Source organism: Streptomyces sp. NPDC059009 (assembly GCF_042740175.1).
Classification (GTDB): Bacteria; Actinomycetota; Actinomycetes; order Streptomycetales; family Streptomycetaceae; genus Streptomyces.
The window spans coordinates 181,857-197,592 of record NZ_JBHYJB010000012.1 but is presented as its reverse complement, the minus strand read 5'-3'; the positions used below and the strand labels follow the sequence as shown (position 1 = coordinate 197,592).

General features: G+C 69.5%; 12 protein-coding genes. 6 read left to right on the top strand and 6 right to left on the bottom strand.

Going from position 1 to position 15,736, the window contains the following annotated elements; all coding sequences use genetic code 11:
• The first annotated feature begins 234 nt into the window (after window positions 1-234).
• The 5 genes from ACFWYM_RS15085 (at window position 235) to ACFWYM_RS15065 (ending at window position 8,196) form a co-directional block, all read left to right on the top strand.
• Window positions 235-2,286, top strand: coding sequence for a tetratricopeptide repeat protein (locus ACFWYM_RS15085; RefSeq protein WP_384835672.1), 2,052 nt, complete (start codon window positions 235-237; stop codon window positions 2,284-2,286).
• 253 nt (window positions 2,287-2,539) lie between these two features.
• On the top strand, window positions 2,540-3,892 hold the full coding sequence (locus tag ACFWYM_RS15080; RefSeq protein ID WP_384835669.1) for a lipase family protein: 1,353 nt from the start codon (window positions 2,540-2,542) through the stop codon (window positions 3,890-3,892).
• 404 nt (window positions 3,893-4,296) lie between these two features.
• The gene (locus tag ACFWYM_RS15075) at window positions 4,297-5,061 is read left to right on the top strand and encodes a hypothetical protein (protein ID WP_384835666.1); all 765 of its coding nucleotides are present in this window, start codon (window positions 4,297-4,299) and stop codon (window positions 5,059-5,061) included.
• A 297-nt stretch (window positions 5,062-5,358) separates the two neighbouring features.
• On the top strand, window positions 5,359-7,425 hold the full coding sequence (locus ACFWYM_RS15070; protein WP_384835663.1) for a discoidin domain-containing protein: 2,067 nt from the start codon (window positions 5,359-5,361) through the stop codon (window positions 7,423-7,425).
• A 96-nt stretch (window positions 7,426-7,521) separates the two neighbouring features.
• A complete protein-coding gene (locus ACFWYM_RS15065; protein ID WP_384835660.1) occupies window positions 7,522-8,196 on the top strand; it encodes a TetR/AcrR family transcriptional regulator in 675 nt (224 codons plus the stop codon).
• 10 nt (window positions 8,197-8,206) lie between these two features.
• Here the strand turns inward: ACFWYM_RS15065 and ACFWYM_RS15060 are convergent, their stop codons facing one another.
• Entirely contained in the window at window positions 8,207-9,709 is a 1,503-nt protein-coding gene (locus tag ACFWYM_RS15060) for an FG-GAP-like repeat-containing protein (RefSeq protein ID WP_384835657.1), read from the bottom strand.
• 260 nt (window positions 9,710-9,969) lie between these two features.
• On the opposite strand from ACFWYM_RS15060, the gene ACFWYM_RS15055 reads away from it, so the two are divergent.
• Complete coding sequence (locus ACFWYM_RS15055; protein ID WP_384835655.1) at window positions 9,970-10,443, top strand: DUF2690 domain-containing protein; 474 nt, start codon at window positions 9,970-9,972, stop codon at window positions 10,441-10,443.
• A gap of 46 nt (window positions 10,444-10,489) precedes the next feature.
• On the opposite strand, the gene ACFWYM_RS15050 is transcribed toward ACFWYM_RS15055, so the two are convergent.
• The 5 genes from ACFWYM_RS15050 to ACFWYM_RS15030 form a co-directional block, all read right to left on the bottom strand.
• On the bottom strand, window positions 10,490-10,981 hold the full coding sequence (locus ACFWYM_RS15050; protein ID WP_384835652.1) for a hypothetical protein: 492 nt from the start codon (window positions 10,979-10,981) through the stop codon (window positions 10,490-10,492).
• Between the two features lie 214 nt (window positions 10,982-11,195).
• The gene (locus ACFWYM_RS15045; protein WP_384835650.1) at window positions 11,196-12,257 is read right to left on the bottom strand and encodes an acyltransferase family protein; all 1,062 of its coding nucleotides are present in this window, start codon (window positions 12,255-12,257) and stop codon (window positions 11,196-11,198) included.
• 68 nt (window positions 12,258-12,325) lie between these two features.
• Complete coding sequence (locus tag ACFWYM_RS15040; RefSeq protein WP_384835648.1) at window positions 12,326-13,423, bottom strand: hypothetical protein; 1,098 nt, start codon at window positions 13,421-13,423, stop codon at window positions 12,326-12,328.
• Window positions 13,424-13,502: 79 nt separating this feature from the next.
• Window positions 13,503-14,390: a geranyl diphosphate 2-C-methyltransferase gene (locus ACFWYM_RS15035; protein ID WP_384835646.1), complete on the bottom strand. Its 888-nt coding sequence runs from the start codon at window positions 14,388-14,390 to the stop codon at window positions 13,503-13,505.
• Between the two features lie 17 nt (window positions 14,391-14,407).
• On the bottom strand, window positions 14,408-15,709 hold the full coding sequence (locus tag ACFWYM_RS15030) for a family 2 encapsulin nanocompartment cargo protein terpene cyclase (protein WP_384835643.1): 1,302 nt from the start codon (window positions 15,707-15,709) through the stop codon (window positions 14,408-14,410).
• Between the last annotated feature and the right edge of the window lie 27 nt (window positions 15,710-15,736).

The following is a 15,736-nucleotide window of genomic DNA, read 5'->3' as shown; positions in this document are numbered from 1 at the left end:
GGGGAAGGGGGTTGACGGCAGAACCCTAATGACCCGTCAGTAGTGTGGCCATAGCTGTAGCAGTGGTCCTTGGCGTGGTCGGCACCCCGCAGTTCTTCGAGAGCGTGAGACACTCCCCGCAGGTGGACGCCGCAGCCCATTCTGCGCCTCAGGGGAGGGGCAATGAGGCAAGGACAGAACGTAGCGCTGCGGACCAGGGAGGCCGTGTTCCGGCTGAGGTGGCCGCTCCACCTCATGGCGGTGGTGAGCGGGGCCACGGGGGCCGCGCTGGCGAAACAGTGGTGGAGCGGGCCCGCCGCGGTCGGAGTCGGAGCGGGAATTCTCGGCGCCCTGGAGCTCATCACCGAAGGTCTGCGTTCCTTACGCGAGCGTCGCGTGGTCTGGTCCGGCCGACTGGAGGAGGCGCGCGGGCCATCGCTTCCGCTGGTCATGGACGTAGCGGATCTCGCCGCCTGGCGGGTGGGCCACGTCGATCGCCACGGCAGGCGCCACTACTGCCCCTACGTTCCCCGCGACCTGGACGACGGGCTGCGCAGAGCCCTCGGGCCCGGCCGCTTCGTACTCGTGGTCGGTGAGTCTGCCGCGGGTACCACCCGCACTGCCGCCGAGGCGGTGCGCGCCACCTTGTCCGATCACACGTGGATAGCGCCCAAAGACGCCGAGGACATGGAGATCGCCTCGCAAGCCGCCGGCGACCATCGCAGATGCGTGCTGTGGCTCGACGATGTCGACCGATTCCTTGGCCACCGAGGGCTGAGTCGTGAGCTGGCGGAGCAGATACTGAGTGGCGAGTCGGCGGTGATCGTCGCGACCATCAACAGCGTCGCACTTCATGACTACGAGTCCGAAACGGACAACCGGCTGACCGGCATGGACCGACACCACCATCGGGACGCGCGGGACGTGCTCGCGATGGCCACCAGAATGCGCCTCGACCGTCGCTGGTCGGCCGCAGAGGTGGAACGCGCCAGAAGGCACGGCCAGGACCGGCACCTCGCCGACGCCGTGCGCGCCGCCGCCACACATGGAATCGCCGAAACCCTGACGTGTGGCCCGCAGTTGCTCGAGCTGTGGCGCGGAGCCTGGTGCGCGGGGCGGAACCCGCGGGGCGCGGCCCTGGTCACGGCCGTTGTGGACTGCCGGCGGGCCGGCCTTCGCGGGCCGGTGCCGCTCGGCCTGGCCCGGGGCCTGCACGTGGAATACCTGGAGGAGAGGGGCGGCAATCGGCTGGCGCCCGAGACCTTCGACAGAGCGCTGGAGTGGGCGTGCAGCCGCGTCCGCGCCTCGGCGTGCCTGCTGACGCGGGAGGGGGATCCACCCGGCCTCGTTCCCTTTGCCCACCTCCAGTACGCGACGGGCCTGGAACCTGTCCCCGGCCACCTGTGGGAGGGGCTGCTCGCGCAGGCCGGCGACGGAGAGCGCTGGTATTCGGTGGGCATCGCCGCCCACCGTGAATTGCACTTCGGCTGTGCCGACCAGGCACTGCGTCGAGCTGTGGACCAAGGCAGAGCAGGGGCTTCTTTCGCCCTGGCCCGCGTGGTCGGAGACGCAGGCCGCCCTTCCGAGGCACTCGCCATGCTTCGAGAATCACGCACTACGGCGGGAGTGGACGATCTGATCCTGCGTGAGCAAAGCGCTCACTTCCATGGGGTCGCAGGCCAACTGGACACCGCCGTACGCCTCTTCGGCGAGTTGGTGAGGGACATGCGCAGTCAGCTGTCGGCCGATCATCCGGACACGATGGCAGCCCGTCACCAACTGGCCTACTACAAAGGTGAGTCAGGGGATCCTCGGGCGGCGGTCGAGGAGCTGACCGCCCTCGTACGGGATCGCGGGCGCATCGACGGAGCCGAGCATCCGCAGACCTTTGCCGCCCGCCGCAGCCTCGCGTGGGCCATCGGCCGGGCCGGCGACCTCGACAAGGCGATCGCCGACCTTCGAAAGCTGCTGGACGAGGAGAATCCCTTACGCGGTGTCCATGATCCCCATCTGCTGGCGACACAGGCGGCTCTGGCGTGGTTCCGTGGCGAGGCGGGGGACTGGCGTGCGGCGGTGGACGGGCTCACACCGGTATGGCAGGGGCGTGTTCAGGTCCTGGGCCGCGACCATCCGCACACCCTGGCCACTCGTCTGCAGCTGGCTCGGGCCACGGCCCGTCGGGGTGACGTCGACGAGGCGGCAGAGTCACTCCTGGTACTGCTCGCCGACATGCGACGGATTCTTGAGCATGCCCACCCGCACCGCAGGGCGGCCGCGGCCCTGCTGCGTGAACTCACCGGTGGCTGAGCAAGTCCTGGGCGCCATCCCTTTGTTGCCCTTTGTGCCGCTCGCCCTCGACGAGTGGCTCGTCCGGTCGCGTACTCCTGCACCACGTCCGTGCACATCTTCCTGCAGTGTCGAAAGGATTCAACAATCTCTGCCGCACCTCTGGGCAACCCGCCTTACCCGTTGGTAAGTTGCGCTCCGCGTTACCTGCCGGTAACACCCCGGTGGGCTCCAGCAGTTGTCCTGGTGCGCTGCTTCACGAGTCGAGGGAGTCATGCACAAAATCGCCGTTCGGCACATCGCAACCGCAGGTGTCACCGCGCTCGCCCTGACTGCCGCTCCCGCTGCCGCGGTCGCGTCCGCTCCGGTCGGCGGCTCGTCGTCGAAAGCCGCCTCGAGCGACCCGTTCTACACGTACGACGGCAGCAAGCCGCTGTCCTCCTTCGAGCCGGGGGACGTGCTGAAGAAGCGGACGCTGCAGTACCACGTCGTCGGCATCCCGACGCCCGTGAAGGCGATCCAACTGCTCTACCGCACCACCGACGCGCAGAACCGTCCGTCCGCCGGTGTGACCACCGTGGTGCGCAGCCCGAGTGGCGACGGCCGCAAGGCCGTGTCGTACCAGTCGTTCTACGACTCGCTGAACCCCGAGGACGGACCGTCCCGGGCGATCGCGGGCGACCTCCGTCTCGGCGGCGTCATCGCGAACGCCGAGTCCCTCTTCGTGGCGCCGCTCCTGCTGCAGGGTTACGACGTCGTGATCCCGGACACCGAGGGGCAGTCCGCCGACTTCGCGGCCGGACCGGAGTACGGGTACAACACGCTCGACTCGATCCGTGCCGCGAGCAACTCCGCCTCGGAGACCGGCATCAGGCAGGACGCCCGCTTCGGTCTCGTCGGCTACTCCGGCGGCGCCATCGCGACCAACTGGGCCGCTGCGCTCGCGCCGGACTACGCGCCGGACGTCGACAAGCGGCTGGTCGGCTACGCCGAGGGCGGACTGCTCGTGAAGCCGTCGCACAACCTCAAGTACGTCGACGGCAGCCTGGTGTGGTCCGGCGTCATCCCCATGGCCATCATCGGCGTCGCCCGCTCCTACGACATCGACCTCAAGCGCTACATGAGCGACTACGGCAAGAAGGTGTACGACAAGGTCGAGCATGCGTCGATCGTCGACGCGCTGGGCCGCTACCCGGGTCTGACCTGGAAGAAGATGGCGAAGCCGGAGTATGCGGACCCGAATTCCGTGCCCGAGTTCGTCGAGGCGGTCAACAAGATCAACCTCGGCTCGGCCCCCACCCCGTCCGCCCCCGGCTATATCGCGCAGGGCAACGGCGGTGTCGTGGAGGGCACCTTCAGCAACCACCCGGGCGTCGGCACCGGTGACGGCGTCATGGTCGCCGGGGACGTGCGCGCGCTGGCGCGGCAGTACTGCGACAAGGGCAACGCCGCGATCAAGTACCGGCAGTACGACGCGCTCAGCCACGTCGGCACGGTCCTGCCGTGGGTGCCCAGCGCGCTGAGCTGGCTGAACGACCGCTTCGCGGGCAAGAAGGCGCCGTCCGACTGCGGCAACATCGCGCCGGGCAACTCGCTGGCGCCGGACAAGCCGGTGCCCGCTTCCTGAGGAGGCGGGAAGACAGGAGAGGGTGTCCCCGGAGCGGCGGGGGCACCCTCTCCTTGTGGCTGACGGCCGCTGCCCAGTGGGTCCCTCCGCTCTGGCTCTCGCCGACGGCTGTGCGGCCTCGTCGTGTCACGTACCGCGAAAGTTGTAGGAACCGCGTACGTACCGCCAGGGTTTAGGCAGTGATCAAACCAGCGCGCGACGACGCCATCACGTTGCCGCTTCTACCTTCTCTGACGGCGCCGGTCGCCGGCCGGGGCCATCGGGCCTCGACCGATCCGGGCCCGCGTACCTCACTCCTGCCGCGCACTGCTGCGGCGGCCGGTGCGTCGACCGGGTACCGGCACACATCAAGCACCCTCGCCGCTCGCCCTCACCGCTCACGCTCTACCCACGGGGGAACCCCAATGCGCACGAAGACCCGTAAGAACTGGAAGCTCGGCCTGCTGGCCGCGACCGCCGCGCTGACGCTGGCCACCACGGCCTGCGAGCCGTCCGGCGGCGACGACAGCGGCAGCGACTCCAAGTCGTCCCCGACCGCCTCCCAGCCCGCCACCGAGAAGCCGTCCGGAGGCTCCGGCAACGGCGGCTCCGGCAACTCCGGTGGCAGCGGCGGCAAGCAGACCTCCACCCCGGACCCGGAGAAGACGGGCGACGACATCGAGGGCTCCGGTGGCGCCAACACCGGTGGAGGCGACGGGGGTTCGGACGAGGTCGGCGACTGGGACTACGCGGACCGGCAGAAGCCGCCGTCCGGTTCGGTCTGCGATCACGACGGCCAGGGCCCCTACGCGAAGATCGAGTCCGTCGACATGGGCGGCGAGAGCCCCGACGCGACCCTCGGCATCAACCTCGGCTCCTACGAGTGCGGCGACATGGGCCCCAACTTCCAGTCGAACAGCGCGACCGGGGCGGGCCAGCACGTGCTCATCGACTCGGCCCACCTCAAGGTGGTCGTGGGCGGCGGGATCGCCGAGGACCTGGGCACCAAGACGCCGTCCGTCAACGCGTTCCTCGACAAGTTGGTGAAGATGCAGGACAAGGGCGAGCTCAAGGGCTTCAAGGGCCCCGAGTTCTACTTCCGGATCGACGCCGAGTCCGATGACGTGAACGCCATGCCGGAGGACGACTCCCACATCATTTACCTGTACCAGATCATCGACGGCGACTGACGCCGATCCGCCCTCGGCCGGCCCCAGCGATGGCTGCCGGTGTCGAGGTCAACGCAGGCCGGAGGCCGTCCACTTGGGCGGCCTCCTTCTGTTGGTCCGGGAGTGTTCGGTGCCGGGCCTTGTGCGTGAAGTGACTGCCCCGTAACGTGAACGGGCGTTCATGTTCTATCGGCCGGGCCCTGTCACTCGAACTGATGGGTCGTCAAGTCCATCGCTCCCGGTCATTGACTCCGTGGACGGCGGTCGGAATCCTTGACTTGCCAGTAACTTGCATGAACATGTCAAACAAGGTGAGTGATGACCATGGCTCGACCTCCGCGCCGCAGACTCGGATCCTTCACGGTGATGTCGCTGTTCCTCGCCGTGATGGCCCTGGTGCTGGGTCCGGTGCCCAGCTCCGCGGCGGAGTCCGACTGGTGGGATCCGACCGCGCGGCCCACGCCCGACGCTCAGGTCGATGTCACGGGCGAGCCCTTCAAGGGGGCTGACGCGCAGGGGAATGTGAGGGGCTTCGTCGACGCCCATGACCACATCATGTCCAACGAGGGGTTCGGCGGTCGGCTGATCTGCGGCAAGCCGTTCTCGGAGCAGGGTGTCGCCGACGCGCTCAAGGACTGTCCCGAGCACTACCCTGACGGCTCGCTCGCCATCTTCGACATGATCACCAAGGGTGGTGACGGCAAGCACGATCCCGACGGGTGGCCCACCTTCAAGGACTGGCCCGCCCATGACTCGCTGACCCACCAGCAGAACTACTACGCCGGGATCGAGCGGGCGTGGCGCGGCGGGCAGCGGGTGCTGGTCAACGACCTGGTCACCAACGGCGTGATCTGCTCGGTCTACTTCTTCAAGGACCGCGGCTGCGACGAGATGAGCGCCATCCGTCTCGAGGCCAAGAAGTCGTACGACATGCAGGCGTTCATCGACAAGATGTACGGCGGTCCGGGCAAGGGCTGGTTCCGGATCGTCACCGACAGCGCACAGGCCCGCGAGGTCATCAAGCAGGGAAAACTGGCTGTCATTCTGGGAGTTGAGACCTCCGAACCGTTCGGCTGCAAGCAGGTCCTGGACCGGGCGCAGTGCAGCAAGGAGGACATCGACCGGGGCCTGGACGAGCTGCACGAGCTGGGTGTGCGCAGCATGTTCCTGTGCCACAAGTTCGACAACGCCCTGTGCGGGGTGCGCTATGACTCCGGCGCCCTCGGTACGGCCATCAACGTGGGCCAGTTCCTGTCGACCGGCACCTTCTGGAAGACGGAGACCTGCCGCGGCCCGCAGCACGACAACCCCATCGGCAACGCGGCGGCACCGGAGGCCGAGAAGCGGCTGCCGAAGGGGGTGGACGTCCCCGCGTACGCCTCGGGGGCGCAGTGCAACGTCCGCGGGCTGACCGACCTGGGGGCGTACGCGGTGCGCGGCATGATGAAACGCAGCATGATGCTGGAGCTCGACCACATGAGCGTCAAGGCGGCTGACCAGGCATTCGACATCCTTGAATCCGAGTCCTACCCGGGCGCCATCTCCTCGCACAGTTGGATGGACGCGGGCTGGACCGAGCGGCTCTACAAGCTCGGCGGGTTCGCCGCCTCGTACATGAGCGCCTCCGAGGGCTTCAGCGCGGAGGCCAAGGAGAAGGCCCCACTGCGCGCGAAGTACGGCGTCGGCCTGGGCTACGGCACCGACATGAACGGCGTCGGCGGCTGGCCCGCCCCGCGGGGCGGGAACACCCCGAACCCCGTCAAGTACCCCTTCCGCAGCACGGACGGCGGCTCGGTGATCGACAAGCAGACCACCGGCGAACGCACCTGGGACTTCAACACCGATGGGGGCGCGCACTACGGCATGGTCCCGGACTGGATCGAGGACATCCGGATCGTCGGCGGGCAGAAGGTCGTGGACGATCTCTTCTCGGGTGCCGAGTCCTATCTCCGCACCTGGGGCAAGGCAGAGAAGTACAAGTCCGGGGAGAACCTGGCCTCGGGCGCGGCCGCCTCGGCGTCCTCCTCGGAGTGGTGGAACCCGGCCGTCAGCTTCGCGCCCGGCAAGGCCGTGGACGGCGACCTGGGCACCCGCTGGGCCAGCGAGTGGAACAACGACCAGTGGCTGCGGATCGACCTCGGATCCGTGCAGTCGGTCAAGCGCGTCACCCTCGACTGGGAGGAGGCGTACGCGAAGTCGTACCGCGTCGAGCTGTCGGAAGACGGCACGAACTGGAAGACGGCGTGGTCCACGGACTCCGGTGACGGCGGCCTGGACACGGCGCGGTTCGCCGCGACCCAGGCGCGTTTCGTACGGATCAAGGGGCTGGAGCGCGGCACCCAGTGGGGCTACTCGCTCCAAGAGGTCGGTGTCTACAGAGACTGAGGACCCTAGAGGCTCACCTGCCGGATCAGCTGTGCTGGTCCGGCAGGGGTGACGCCCCCGCGTGCTACGTTCGCGTCTTCGGACGACCGGGGGCACGTGGTGACGGGAACGGGCAAGCCGCAGTCGGCTTCGCAGTCGGCTTCGAGGGCGCGGCTGCGGAGGCAGCCGCAGCAGGCACGCAGCCGGGCCCGGGTCGAGGCCATCCTCACCGCCGCCGACCGGATCCTGTCGCAGGAGGGGTACGAGGCGCTGACGATGCGGCGGATCGCCGAGGAGGCGGGCTCGCCGGTCGGCAGCATCTACCAGTTCTACCCCGACAAGAGCGCGGTCGTGGACGCGCTCGGCCAGCGGTACCTGGCGGCCTTCAAGACCGCCATCGACGACCTCGTCGAGCGGGCCGTCGCGGGCGAACTGACCGACCTGGTCGGCACGATGGTCGATGTCTACGCCGAGCTCTTCCGCTCCCAGCCGGGCGGCACAGCCCTGTGGGCGGGCAGGCACCTCAGCCCCGAACTCGCGCGGGCCGACGAGGCGACCAACACGCTCGTCGCCGAGGGGCTGCAGCACATCGTGGAGCATCTGACGGGCGGGCCCGGCGGCGAGCGGGCGCAGCGGGCGACGCGGATGGTGGTGTGGGCCGCGAACGCCGTGCTGCACGAGGTGTTCAAGAGCGGCGGCGATCCGGACCTGGACGTCGTGGACGAGCTGACGCGGATGCTGCACCTGTACTGGGATGACCTGCGCGGCCGGCTGACGGCCGAGGAGGGCTGAACCCGGCCGTTCAGCCGCCCGAACCTCCTTGACGCGAACCTCCTTGAGGCGTGCTCAGCGGCTTGCCGTACTGCTGAGCCGTGGAGAGGTACGGGAGGCCGAGCGTGCGGGGCGAGAAGGCCGTCGAGCCGGTGGCCGAGCCGCGGGGCAGGAGCCATGCGGCGCCCAAGGAGGCGTTCTCGCCCGGGGATCCGGCCGCGACATCCGGTACGTCGTCGGCGTTGTAGTCGCCCGCGGCGACCGCCGCACCGAAGGCGTCGCCCGCCTCGGCGACGCCCGGCACGCCGGACGTGTCCTGGTTCCACGCGGTGGACGTGGCGGCGCCGTTCGCGTCGAGCAGGCCCCGGGCGCCGCCGCGGAGCAGCCAGGCGGCGCCCGCCCCGGCCCTGCTGCCGATGGCCTCGCCGGGAGCGCCCGCGACCAGGTCGTCCCGGCCGTCGCGGTTGACGTCGGTGACGGCGAGGGCGGCGCCGAAGCGATCACCCTTCTCGGCCACGCCCGGAACGCCCGCCGTGTCCTGGTTGAGGGTCTGTGCGCGGCTGCCGAACGAGCCGCCCGCGGAGCTTCCGTAGTGGATGTGGATGCCGCCCCCCTCGGCGAGTTCCTCGGGGCCGCACGGGTCGTCGATGTTCTCGTCGGCGATCTCACGGCACTCGCCGAGCGCCAGGTCGTCGTGGCCGTCGCCGTCGAAGTCGCCGGTGGCCAGGGCGCTCACGCCGGCGTTGTCCGTGTTCCAGAAGTTCGCCATCTCCGACCGCTCGGCGTCCCATGTGAACAGGCGTACGTGGGACTGGGTGTTGGGGGTGCCCGCGGTCCAGTACGCCACGGCCAGGTCCGCGGTGCCGTCGCTGTCGAAGTCGCCGGTGGCCAGGACGGGGGCGCGGCCGCCCATGGGGGCGGCGACCACCGTGGTGACCATGCTGTCCTCGCCCTGGGCGACACGGGCGACGACCTTGTCGGTGCCGCCGATCACGATCTCCTTGTTGCCGTCGCCGGTCACGTCGGCCGCCGCGACCGATCTGCCGTACGCAGCCGACGGCGACGGCCCGTTGAGCACCGACGACGCGGGTCCGGGCCCGCGCTCCGAGCCGGCGACGGCGATGACCGTGCCCGCGTCCGTACCGCGGTCGGTGACGTCCTCGCCGGGGACCCCGACGAGCAGTTCCGCGATGCCGTCGCCGTTGAGGTCCGTCAGGGCCACGGACGCGCCGAAGCGGTCGCCCGCTTCCGGGATCCCGGGCACCTCGGCGGTGGCCTGGGTGACGCGGATGCTTCCGTGGGCGCCGACGCCCCGCGGGCCGCCCCAGACGACGTTCACGTACCCGGCCTCGGCCCGGCCGCCGACGGTGCCCTGCGGGACGCCGACGGCGAGGTCGGCGTAGCCGTCGCCGTTGAAGTCGCCCGTGACGGCGCGGGGCGCGGCGGCGACGGCGCCGGACGGGAGCGCCAGCCCGGCGGTCGCCGCGGCGGCGACCGCGATGGCGTACGTGAGGATGCGGCGGCGGTGTGTCACGGTGGCTCCCACTCGGTCGACGGGGTGCGGGGGTATCTCGTGTGACCGTCGAAGGGCGGAGCTGGTTGTACGGAGGCTGCTACCACGGGAGTTGTACGCCCCCGCCGCTACGTCGCCCGTCGGTCAACTCCGGGTTGAGGGCGCTTCAACTCCTCGGTTGACGACCGACGCACCGCCCCTGCCTAGCGTGTGTCCCCGGTGATGGAGCCAGTGCGGCTCGAACGGGCCGCACTGGCTTCTCCGACTCAAGGGGGAACACGATGCGGAAACAGATTCTGCGGGCCTCAGCAGCGCTCGCCATCACGGCAGGGATGACCCTTGCCGCCACCGGAACCGGCCACGGCCTGGACGTCAAACGCCCGCGGGACGGCCAAGACCCCATCTCCTCGGGGTGCATGTCCGACGGGCGCATCGTGAAACAGAAGACCGACAAGTACTACAGCAGCCGCTACCACGAGCACGTCAAGGTCATAGCGAGCCTCTGGTACAGCCGTAGTTGCCGCACTGTGTGGGCCATGGTCGACCACACCGTTCCGACGAACCACTGGTCGGGCATGGGCTGCAACATATGGCGCAACAGCGACATGAAGCACTACACCTGCAACCACAAGACCGGCACCAACGAAATGCTGTCTCCCATGCTCAACGACAAGAACGTCACGGGATTCGCCACCGCCTGGGCCTATGACGGCAACGACCCGCACCAAATGTTCGCCAGGACCGGCTCCTACTGAGGTCTCTGCTGCGGGCAGCGCGGCGCCCGCTGGAGAAGGAGAACATTCACGACGGCTCGTCCCACAGGGCCAGGGCGGCACGTTCGGCGTCGTTGGCGCTGTGTGCGGCCAGTTCGGCGCAGACGGCGCTGGCGCGGGGAATGATGCGCTGCGGTTCGGTCAGGTGGCCCTCGATGATGTGGGTGACGCTGAACGCGTCCTCGGTGGCCACACCCAGCACGGTGAAGGGCAGTTGCTGCTCCCACTGTTTCCACTGGGCCGCGGTGGCGAGGTAGTACTGGCTGCCGCGGTCGGCCGGCTGTGGGACTTTCACCGCGTGCGCCGTGTAGACCCTGCGGTAATGAGCAACCAACTGCCCCTGGCGGCGCATGGAATAGATCAGGTCTTTCATCCGGGCGACGTGGCGGGCGTCGTTCTCGCTTATCCGCAGGGCGGCTTTCCGGGTGGTACGCGGATCGCGATAGGCGCGATGGCCGGCGAGCCGGAAGATGTGCGAGATCAGGTCGTAGACGTTCAGCGGACCCTCGGCGATCTCCAAGGCGTGTGTGATGGTTTGCGGTGCGATGGGGGGTGGAGCGTAGGCCACTGTGGTGGCTCTCCGTTCGCGGTGGAGTTGTGTGCGGGCCCTGTGCGGGGGCCCGGCACTGATCAACTTAAGTGGCCCCAAGTCCGCTACGGGCCAGTAGCTGTGACTATCTGTCAGGGCTTCGTGAGGGCTGTGTGATCATGGCCGAGGACGTGACGTCGCCCGGTCAGGTTCTCTCCACGGGGACCAGCCGGCGCGGGAAGCGCGGCTCGACGAAGGGGCGCAGGGCGCGGCGGAGCGGGGCCGCCGACAGCAGCCAGGCCAGGGCCGCGCCCAGGAGGGTGGTGGCGAGTACCGCTCCTGCGCCGAGCAGTCCCAGCAGGTCGTACGCCCCGTATGCCTGCCCGGCGCGGACCAGCAGGCCGTGGGCCAGGAACGGGAACATGGTGGCCGTGCCGAGCTCCGTGAACCGGGTGCGTCGCGCGGGCACCAGCGCGAAGAAGGCCGCGACCAGGACGGCGGAGGCGACGAGGAGCACCGTCCGGGCGAGGAGGTAGCCGGGCCAGGCGGTGTGCAACGCGTCGTTGCCGTACTGCATGTGCAGCCAGCGGACGTCGTGGGCGGGGGCCAGGGCGTAGGAGGTGGCGACCGCCGCGGTCACGATCAGCGCGGCGGTCGTGCGGATCAGTGGGGTGCGCAGCCGGCGGAAGTGCTCCGGGCGCAGGCGCAGTCCGAGGACGAACCAGGGCAGGAACATCAGGACGCGGGGGAGGGCGAGGGCGTAGTCCACGTCGCTCAGTCCGGCGGCGAATGAGACGGCCACCGAGAGGGCGACGGGGTGGCGCACCGCTCGCCAGACCGGACTGGTGATCCGCCACAGGAAGAGCGCGATCAGGAACCACAGGAGGTACGTCGGCTCGGTCGGGTCGAGCGCGAACGGCGCGTCCCAGAGCACCGCGTACAGGGTCTTGTAGGCGAGGGTGAAGAGGAGGTAGGGGGCGAGGACCCGGGCGAGCAGCGTTCTGATCTGGTCGGGGCGGCACTCGAAGCCGCGTGAGAAGTAGCCGCACAGCAGGATGAACGCCGGCATGTGGAAGAGGTAGACGACGCAGTAGGCCGCCTTGACCGTGTCCAGGCCGGAGGGCAGAGAGCCCCAGTTGTGCCCGATGACCACCAGGGTCACGAGCAGGAACTTCGCGTTGTCGAAGAAGGGGTCGCGCTGGCGGGTGGGGGAGGCGCGGGCGGAGCGGGGGCCGGGGGTGGGCGGGGCGAGGACGGTTTGAGGCACGGCTTCCTCGAGGGATCGACGGTTCTGGTTCCGCCTTGCGAACGAGTGTGCTTCGCCTCGGTTCGTCGTCAGTCCGCCATCGGGTTGATGGTCCTGTCGGGGAGCCTGAGGCCGGTGCAGCCGCGCTGGTGGGCCTGGTCCTCGGTGAACTTGACGAGGAGCGGGCGCAGTTGGGCCCCGGTCAGGTAGGTGTGGGTGATGTCGGTGTCGCGGGAGTGGCTGTACGCCTCGTAGTTGGCGGACTCGCCGTCGCAGCGGGCGGTGGCGCGGCCGAGGCGTTCGGCCATCATCGGGCCACGGGAGCTCTGGCCGGAGCGGTGGTCGACGTTGGCTGCGAGGAGCGTCTCGAACTGCTTGTCGCTCCAGGTGCCGTACCAGCCGGTGAAGGTGGCGGCCGCCTGCTTCTTCGCGCTGTCGATGAGGGCGCAGCTGGTGATCGGCGCCAAGTCGCCGACCGAGCGGACCTGGACCTCCCAGGGCTTCCCGGACGGGTTGCGGGGGAGCCGGGCCTCGGCCAGCCAGCCGCACCCCGTGTCGGCGGCTGCGGCGAGCGACAGGTTCTTGGGGGCGGGTGCCACGGACTCCGGTGACGGCAGGGGTTTCGCGCCGCAGCCCGACTTCTCGGAGGCCGCGTTGGCGGCGGAGACGGCGATGCGCAGGGCCGCGGAGGAGGGCCTGTCGTCGCCGGAGGGCTCGATGACCTTGGTGAGGAGGCGGCGCTTGCGCCCGTACTCGTCGCGCTGGAGGGCGGGGCACTCCTGGAGGATCACCGGGCCGTGGCCGTCCTGGAATCCGGGGATGCGGTCGGGGAACACGAACCCGGGCTCGCTGGGAATGGTGAACGACATGTTCAGCTCGGACTCGACCTCGGACGGGTCGCTGTTCACGTCGACGGACAGAACGAAGTGATGGCCGTCGTTCTCGTCGACGCGGCACGTCATCCGGCCCTGGTCCAGGTGGACTTCGTTGGTGCCGGACTGCAGCCGTTCGTCGGGCAGGACGTCCCCGAGGTCGTCGGCGGAGAGGGTGCCGCCGCACAACTGGTGGGCGAACCACCAGTGCTGCCAGAACGGTTTGGCCGAGTAGGTGCCGAAGCCGAGCAGGACCGCGGCCGCCGCGGTCCATGCGGCGATCTTCGCCAACCGCTTGCTGGAGTCTGAGCTCACCGAATCCCCCTGCACCAACGCCGAGGGCCCGCCCCTCGTGGACGGGCCCCCTTTTTCTGTCAGTGAGGGTAGTAAACGATCAGACGCGGTCCGCCGCGATCAGCAGGTACTGGAAGGAGCCGTCCTTGTACGAGTTGATGAACGCGTCCTCGATGCCCGTGACCAGTGACGACGTGGCCCGCAGCTCCCAGTAGGGGAGCGTGTCGGGGGTGAGGTCGATCACGGCCTGGGGCACCAGACGGTTGTCGGCCATGGCACGCAGGTACTCGCGGCGCGAGTGGATGTTGCACTCGAAGTGCGCGTTGATCTGGGAGACCCACTTCGAGGGCTGGCCGTACCGAGGGTTCCAGCAGCCGGTGATGGTCACATAGCGGCCCCCGACGCCGAGGATGCGGGAGTGCTCGGCGAAGAGGTCGTGCAGGTCCACGTACATGCTGGACTCGTTGTTCCACGAGGCCGCGGCCTGCCCGGTCTCGAAGGGTGTGGCAAGCATGTTGCAGACGCGGGCGTGCACATGGTCCTGGATGCGGAGCTCGCGGGCCCGCCGGTTGGCGAAGTCGGCCTGCTTGGCCGACAGCGTGACGCCCTCGACCTGGCAGCCGTAGCGCTGGTGCGCCATGACCATCGAGCCGCCCCGGCCGCAGCCCGCGTCCACCACCGTGTCGTCGCGCCCGATGTCACCGAGGTGCCTCAGGAGGAACTCGGCCTGCGCAGACTCCAGTCGGTGGAGCTCGGCGATCAGCTTCTTCTCGCTCTCGCTGTCCTCGGCGTTGCCGAGAGCGGCGTGGTCGACGTCGCCGATGCCGTAGTGGTGGTGGTACAGACCGTCGACATCGCCGAGACGCAGGTTCACGGGCCTCGCCTCCCCGTCCCAGTAGCGGGCGATGTCCCCCTGGTAGGGCGTCGCCGGCTCGGGGATGAACAGGGAGGTGCCGTTGCGGGCGGCGGTGAGTTCGGTGCTGGTCACAGATGAGTCCATTCTTCCTACCAGAAGTCGGGCAGGCTGTAGCGATAGGTGTTGGTCCGGTGCCAGTGGTGGTTGCCGTCGACCCACGCGGCCACGCCGCGCAGGAAGCGCTGCAGGCTGGGGACGGGGCACTCCGCGGCCAGGGCCGCGGCTCGGTTCTCGAAGTCGTGCATGAGGTCGTTGTGGACCTCGACCGACTTCAGATAGGCGTCCCGGTCGGAGAGGCCCTCGCGTTCGGCGATCACGACCGGCAGGTTCAAGTGCCGTCCGGGAGCCTGGAGTTCCTTGGTGTACGAGTACAGGTCGTTGACGATGGTCGTCGCGTTCCCCGCGAGTGCGATGACCTGCTGCATGGCGGCCTGGGCGTGCAGGTCCGCGGGCAGTTCGTAGCCGCCGACGGTGTCGGTGATGGTCGGGCAGGGGCGGAAGTTGTTGAACTGGCGCATCGCCAGGTACTCCCACACCTCCGGGACATGGTCCTGCTGGGCCCACGCCGCTTCGGCGAGGTATCCCAGGTGGAGCCGGGCCATGTCGTGCCGGAACCGGTCGGTCTGCGCAGCGCTCGCCGCCTGTACGAAGTACTCCATGGCGGAGCGGTAGGCACGGCGGGGCGCGTCCGCGTGGAGCGACTTCGCCCATTGCGGCTGGTACTCCTCTGTCGTGTGGAGCGGGTCGAGGGCGGTGTGCGCGAGGAGCAGGCGCTCGCCGAGCCCCACGGGTGATCCGCCGTGGTCCTCGCAGTAGCAGTCGTCCACCGCGTTCTCCGCCACCATCAGGCGGGTGGCGAGCATCAGGTGGTCGACGGTGGGCGCGTCCGGATGACAGCCGACCATGTAGCGGCCCACGGAGAAGCCGTCGAACTGCTCCTCCCAGTCCTCGGGGTACAGGGCGACCTCGTCGAGCGCCCAGGTCTTGATCCGGTGGCTGACCTCCTCGACCCGTACGGGGTCGGGCTCGGGCACCGGGTGGTGGTAGAGGCCGGGGATGGGCCTGCCCTGCTCGGGGGCCGGGTCCGGGGCCGGGCCCGGCGGACTCGGGGGTTCCTCCCGTGGGGTCAGGCGCAGGCCCGCCGTCCCCAGGCCGGTGGGTCCGCGCAGGAGCTGCCCGGGGGCGGTGCTCGGGGCCGACGTCTGAACTGCCGTGCCGTTCACCGGAGATGGCGGCGAGGGGGGAGACGGGACGGGTGGGCAGGGGGCGGTGCCGAAGACCGCCTTGATGTCGCGGGCGTGGGCCGCCGCGTCGGCGAGGACGCGGGCCCCGAAGCGGGCGGCGGCCTCGGGCAGGCCCGACTGTGGCGGTGTCGGCTCGGGAGCGGGCATCCGTGGCTCCTTGGTGGGGTGGGCGGT